Here is a 6,102-nt window from a genome sequence, read left to right on the forward strand (position 1 = left end):
GCGCCGAAGGATGTGTTTGTGAAGATCCCGAGTGCGTCGTCGAAGGTGCCGGTGCCTGAGTGTGAGGGCTTGAATCTGACGTGGTTGGTTCAAGATGAGGGCGACCCAGACCTGATCGAGACGATGCATGGGTTTGAGCTCAATGATGATGAAGCGACTTTTGTGGGGTTGGTTGCTGAGAAGTCTGAGGAGGAGGCGTTTGATCAGTGGATGTTTGAGAATCATCCTCATCCGATCAAGCATGCCGGTTCGATGGCGTATTGGAAGATGGGAGAAGAGGGCCACTAACGATCTCAACGACTAGGTTTTCCCTCCTCCCAGGGAAGAAAAGCCCAAGCCAGGTAATCACCCCAGGCTTGGGCTTTTTTGCACGCTTCCCGCCGCTCTGAGGCAATTGTTACTCCCGATGCCACGGCCGAATCATGTGTCATTGTCATCGGAGCGGGCTAAAGCATGATTACCAACGAAAGCCAGCTCATGCTAGGAATAGCTGGTCTTACTAACGGGAGAATCGCCAAATCTAAAAGATAACGTTTTGGTAACAAACGGGGAGGTTCCCCCCTCTCACTGATTGAGGTAAGCCTAGTCTCACCTTATTGTGGTTCGGGTCCAGGTTAACTAACCATTCGTACGTCCCTAGCGGAAGATCCGAGAGGACGATGCCCCTTGGGTTCCTGGTCGACTTTGCAAGAACCGACCGGTCGAAGGTTAGTTGGCGGCAACTGTTTTTATCACGACTTCCCTAAGGAGCAACCTCAATGCGCCAGTTCACGCAGAAGGCATTTAGCGCCGTAGTCGCGCTAGCTCTTGCGTCAAGCCTGACCGCCTGCGACAAGGAAGACGAGGCGACTAAATCAACCGCAACGACTTCCGAGGCCGAAACCACGAGTAAGGAAGCTAACACTGAGGCAGCCTCAGCCGAGGCAGACAAAATTGTCATCAAGCACGCCTACGGGGAATCGGAATTTAAGCCAGCTCCGGATCGTCCAGTCGCAGTTCGAAATGCGGTCGATGCCTTGCTGGCGCTCGGGATCAAACCCGTCGCTTTTGTTGGGCTTGAAAGCGAGCTTAAGCAACCCTGGCGCAAAGAGTTGCTCAAAGATGTCGAGTTCATCCCCTATGACGACGCCGCATTGGAAAAGGTACTGGCATATAAACCCAACCTGGTCATCGGGGATCAGTGGGTCGTTGGGCAAGAGTTTTACGACATGGTATCGCCTTACGCACCGGTAGTGGCTCCCAAGAACAAAGCCCGAGGCGAGGGTAATGACTGGCACTACCGTAACGAGGTTCTTGGCAAGATCTATGGGAAGGAGGCTGAAGCCAAAAAGGTCGAGTCTGATTACAAAGAAATGATCGAGAAGGCCAAGGCCGACTTACCCAATCTTGAAGGGAAAACCGTACTCTCAGCGGACTTTATTGCTGACGGCACCGTCAACGTGGTCGTCGATCCGGATGATCCTTCCTACTACTTATTCCGCGATCTCGGAATGACTGTGCCGCAGGCTGTTAAAGATGACTTGCTCCCACAGACCGATTACGGCCGTGTCAGTATTTCCTACGAACAGATCCACTATCTGGACGCAGATCTGCTCATCCTTGGAGCAACCGGGATGAGCGCCGAAGAGGCGTATGCCAAGCTCGATGAAGTGCCCGGGCTCAAAGAGCTCCCAACCTTCCAAAAAGGTCATGTGCTTTTGGATGAAGCGGGTGCCAACAACCAAGCGATGTCCAAGCCAACAGCACTGAACCGTGAATGGCTGCTGAACTATGTTCGCCCATATCTGGAAAAAATAGGTCGGTAACGGTACTCCACCGCGAGATTCGAGCTCCTCGTATCAGATGACCCTGGGGTAAGAGGATTCTCGAGGTCAAGATAAATATTCCATGAATTGGTTTCTTGACCTCACTCACCCTATTCATGAGCGGTCCGAAGGAGGGGCAACAGCATGTCTTCGCCTGGAGACGTCGCTTATTACTCGGAATCAGATGAACATGGCATCAGAAGTTATATATGTTGCTGGTGATAGCAGAAGGAGAAGGCGGATAGCCGTCTTGATGCTATGCCTAGGACTAGGCATAGCAATATTGATGTCGTTATCCCTGGGCGCCCGCTACATGAGCATTAGCGAATTGAAAGACGCATTACCGCAGGTAAGGCAAGCTTTCGATACTAGCGTTCGAGGTGGTTCAAATGCGGATGTCATCGCATGGCTTCGGCTCCCGCGAACCATCGCAGGGTTAGTTGTTGGTGCGGCACTCGGTATTGCCGGAGCGATGGTGCAAGGACATACCCGCAATGTACTAGCCGATCCTGGGATTCTCGGAGTATCAGCGGGTGCGTCTTTTGCGCTGATGTTGTGGGCTTTCTTCCTCGGAGTGCCCAGCCCGCTAATGGTTTCTTTCGTAGCTTTTTTGGGTGCAGCGGGAGCCACCGCCATAGTTTTTGGGATCGGCAGTATCGGTCGAGGTCTTAATGACCCTATAACCCTGATTATGGGTGGGGCCGTACTTGCTGCCTTCTTGAGTACCGCTACTACTGCGCTATCAATTATGAAGACAGAAGTATTGGAGCAGCTTCGTTTCCTTGGTGTAGGCGCCTTATCTCGGGTTAATTATGAATCCCTGGCCATTTTTGGACCAATTTTACTTATTGGGATTCTGCTCGGGCTGGCCACGGCCCCATCTCTGAATTTACTGGTTATGGGGGATGACGTCGCTGCAGGTCTAGGCGTGAATGTGTTGCGCTCCCGGGTCATCGGGATGGCAGTGTTTTCAATACTTACGGGAACAGCGACAGCCCTTGTGGGGCCGATCGGGTTTATTGGTCTGGTCGTACCCCACCTCGCACGCAATATCGTAAGCACCGATTACCGGTGGATTCTTCCGCTTTCTGGATTAAGCGGCGCGCTGCTCTTGTTACTGGCGGATGTCTTGGGGCGTGTAGTTCTCCGGCCACAGGAAGTACAAGTACATCTAGTTCTCGTATTCATCGGCGTTCCCTTCTTCATTTATGTGATTCGCAGGCGGAAGTCTTTGGTGAAGCTATGACGTCTATCGAAGTATCCATGCCTGAGAACCACCAGCACGAACAGGAAAGACGGTTAGCTGATCGGAAAACCCAAGCAAGACCAAGGATTGAACAAACCTGCATTAATAGCAGGCCGGCTCTTCGCTGGGGAAAATTTACCGCCGTCTGGCGTCTCCGCCATCTTGTGGTGGCTGGGTTACTCATAATTCTTTTGGTTTTGACAAGCTTCGCGGGAGTCATGCTGGGGAATCTTGGCATCAGCGTCAAAGAAACCTGGCAGACTCTTCAAGGAAATGGAGACGAACTTTTTTACCGCGTAATTATGGAACGCAGGCTGCCACGAGTAGTCATGGCAGCTCTTGCAGGCCTGGCTCTAGGAGCCAGTGGTGCGATTACTCAGGCCGTTGCTCGCAACGCTTTAGCAAGCCCCGACATCCTAGGTATTAATACCGGTGCCTCTGCTGTCACTTTGACCTTGATTGTCGGAGTGTCCACTTTGAGTGACGTACGCCTTTCAAATGTTGCTGGCGATACCTTAGAACTTATTGGACGTCCCATCGCAGCTCTTGTAGGTGCGTTTTTAACTGCGACCGTTATCTGGTTCTTAGCGTGGAAGAAAGGGATTCAAACTTTTAGATTAGTACTGATTGGCATGGGCATCTCGATGCTTCTCGGTGCGTATATGCAGGTCTTGCTATTGAAGGCTGACTCCGCTTCCTTAGAGGCGATATTGCGTTGGTCGAGTGGCTCGCTGCTGAACGCGACCTGGAACGCAGTGAAACTGGTGGGCCTCAGTATTTGCGTAGTGCTATTCCTTGTCGGCTGGTTAGCAGCGAAACTCCGGGTCGCTTCGCTTGGTAAAGACAGTGCATTGGCGCTAGGCGAGAAATGGAATCACGTCCAAGCTGCTCTTTGGCTAACTGCTATTGCGCTATCCGCAGTTGTGGTTTCAGTAGTAGGGCCTATCGCTTTCATTGCCTTCGTTGCTCCACAAATTGCGTTGCGCTTAACCGGGAGTGAAATTCAACCGATCGCGATTTCTGGGTTAGTGGGAGCTGTGATTGTCAGCGGTGCAGACCTAGTCGCGCGTGTTATTTCTCCTTTTGCATTCCCCGTGGGAATCGTGACATCGGGAATTGGTGCACCAGTGTTGTTATATCTGCTCATTCGGACCCGTAGAAAGATGACGGTATAGGGGATCATGGCATCCACTTCAGAAGCGATAACTAATACTGCTCCACTGAAGCTTGAATCTTCAGATGGTTTCCTGATCCGCGCCAGGGATCTGCGCGTTAGCTATGGTCAGCACGAGATCATCCCCGGGATTAGCCTTCAGATCCCTCCCGGGAAAATCACTACGATCATCGGCCCCAATGGCTGTGGCAAATCTACTTTGCTTAAAGCTTTGTCGAGATTGATGCCGTTCGAAGGTGAGGTCACTTTAGGAGAGCGTGCACTCGAGGAATACCCGCGAAAGGATCTCGCGCGTTATATCGGTGTCCTGCCGCAATCGCCTACTGCCCCAGAGGGAATCCTGGTTGCTGACCTCGTTTCACGTGGTCGTCACCCGCATCAAAGCTGGTTTAACCAATGGTCTCGATCAGATGAGGGAGTGGTTGAGATCGCTATGAAGGCCTCAGGCATCGCTGCTCTTGCCGATCGTCCGCTGGATTCTCTTTCGGGCGGGCAGCGCCAGAGAGCGTGGATTGCCATGGTTTTAGCCCAAGAAACCGATATTTTAATGTTGGATGAACCGACCACCTTCCTCGACCTAGCGCATTCGGTGGAGGTGCTTAAGACTGTGCTCTATCTCCGTGATGCGCTATCGCGGACTGTTGTGATGGTTCTTCACGATATTAATCTCGCTGCTCGGTACTCAGACCATCTCCTAGTCATGAAAGACGGCGAGATCGTCGCTGTGGGAGCCCCCAAAGACATCATCTCCTCGGAGCTGCTCCACGAAGTATTTGTCTTAGAAGCGGAGGTCATCGAGTCCCCAGTAAACGGAGCACCGGTAGTCCTGCCCTTATAAAACATGACTAGGCCCAAAAGAATCTGCAGAGATGATCACTTTCTCTGCGGGCGCATTTTCTGAGTAGAAGAGTGAGACGCACCAGTTGAAACGATTACCAGATGCTCAGTGGACTAAAGCTACCGTGACTGGCGAGGACCGACTAGTGACCCGACAGAAAATCATTGAGGTCGGACGCGAGATCGGCCTGGAATCCCTCTCGATCAAAGAGATCGCCAGGCGTCTGAATGTCACTCCAGCAGCCATCTATAAGCGCGTAGACAGCCGACAAGCTCTGAGTCTTCTCCTCGTGGATGCGATCTTTTCAGAGGTCGAGGCGCCAGAGGACGAGGGGAATCTCCGAGACTATTTACTTCGCGTCGGCTACATGCTTTTCAACCTGTACATCGACAATCCCGGATTGGTCGAATGCAGCGCAGACCTTGATGAGGTTGAGGAGCGCCTTGAACTAGACCTCACGATCATGGCGAACATCCGAAACTATGGTTTCAGAAGGGATACCGCAGACGCGCTGTACTCGTCGATCGAAAATCTGGCCATGGGGATGTACTTTTATGTCTCACGCCTCCAGAATTTACTCGGTCGTGATTACTCAATTCCGGTTGGTCCCTTCCGTATCGATGCAAAGCAAACAATTGCCCTGATGCTTGCCCCTTATATCGATGGGCTGCTGGCCTATTTTTCTGATCCCAAAGATCTGGAGGCTACGGTCACCTCAATTTATAAATCCTTGCCCGCGGGGTTAATCGCACCGCTAGACCCCAGGGCAAGTTGGTATAAATGCGGATGTGATCGAGAAAAGCACGGTTGCCGCCCGCAGCCTCGAAAACACGAATCGGAATTGGAATCACGTCGTTACCGAGCCTCTCGACTCCTAGCAGAAGTCAGCTCGTCTCCAACACCCACCACGGAAGAAACCGTATCCCCCAACCCCAAAGAAAGAGACACTGCTGGGACACCTTATAGCGATATTGCTCCTGTTGAGGATCTTGATGTTGATGGTGAGCTGTGGATTCTGACGATCACGAATAAGGAGCGT

At 52.0% G+C, this 6,102-nt stretch carries 6 protein-coding genes; all 6 read left to right on the forward strand.

All coding sequences use genetic code 11. The features are described 5' to 3' along the window. Positions 1 to 288, forward strand: a 288-nt coding sequence (locus BMZ01_RS10875) for a ferredoxin reductase domain-containing protein (protein ID WP_218140960.1), incomplete at its 5' end; no start/stop codon positions are given. Between the two features lie 470 nt (positions 289 to 758). Then, complete coding sequence (locus BMZ01_RS10880; RefSeq protein WP_092287310.1) at positions 759 to 1,805, forward strand: ABC transporter substrate-binding protein; 1,047 nt, start codon at positions 759 to 761, stop codon at positions 1,803 to 1,805. A 253-nt stretch (positions 1,806 to 2,058) separates the two neighbouring features. Further along, positions 2,059 to 3,051 carry a FecCD family ABC transporter permease gene (locus BMZ01_RS10885; RefSeq protein ID WP_395891068.1) on the forward strand — a complete coding sequence of 331 codons (993 nt, stop codon included), beginning with the start codon at positions 2,059 to 2,061 and terminating at the stop codon, positions 3,049 to 3,051. Then, positions 3,048 to 4,226 carry a FecCD family ABC transporter permease gene (locus BMZ01_RS10890; RefSeq protein WP_092287312.1) on the forward strand — a complete coding sequence of 393 codons (1,179 nt, stop codon included), beginning with the start codon at positions 3,048 to 3,050 and terminating at the stop codon, positions 4,224 to 4,226. Before BMZ01_RS10885 ends, BMZ01_RS10890 begins: the two co-directional genes overlap by 4 nt. Before the next feature lie 6 nt (positions 4,227 to 4,232). After that, positions 4,233 to 5,063, forward strand: coding sequence for an ABC transporter ATP-binding protein (locus BMZ01_RS10895; protein WP_092287314.1), 831 nt, complete (start codon positions 4,233 to 4,235; stop codon positions 5,061 to 5,063). A 145-nt stretch (positions 5,064 to 5,208) separates the two neighbouring features. After that, the coding region (locus tag BMZ01_RS10900; protein WP_177180165.1) for a TetR/AcrR family transcriptional regulator at positions 5,209 to 6,102 on the forward strand (894 nt) is incomplete at its 3' end.

Source organism: Corynebacterium spheniscorum (assembly GCF_900113445.1).
Lineage (GTDB): Bacteria > Actinomycetota > Actinomycetes > Mycobacteriales > Mycobacteriaceae > Corynebacterium > Corynebacterium spheniscorum.

Bases quoted from the DNA above. Each gene is read 5' to 3' on its own strand.
- BMZ01_RS10895 (WP_092287314.1), top strand. From the start codon at position 4,233: ATGGCATCCACTTCAGAAGCGATAACTAATACTGCTCCACTGAAGCTT.
- BMZ01_RS10885 (WP_395891068.1), top strand. From the start codon at position 2,059: ATGCTATGCCTAGGACTAGGCATAGCAATATTGATGTCGTTATCCCTG.
- BMZ01_RS10880 (WP_092287310.1), top strand. From the start codon at position 759: ATGCGCCAGTTCACGCAGAAGGCATTTAGCGCCGTAGTCGCGCTAGCT.
- BMZ01_RS10890 (WP_092287312.1), top strand. From the start codon at position 3,048: ATGACGTCTATCGAAGTATCCATGCCTGAGAACCACCAGCACGAACAG.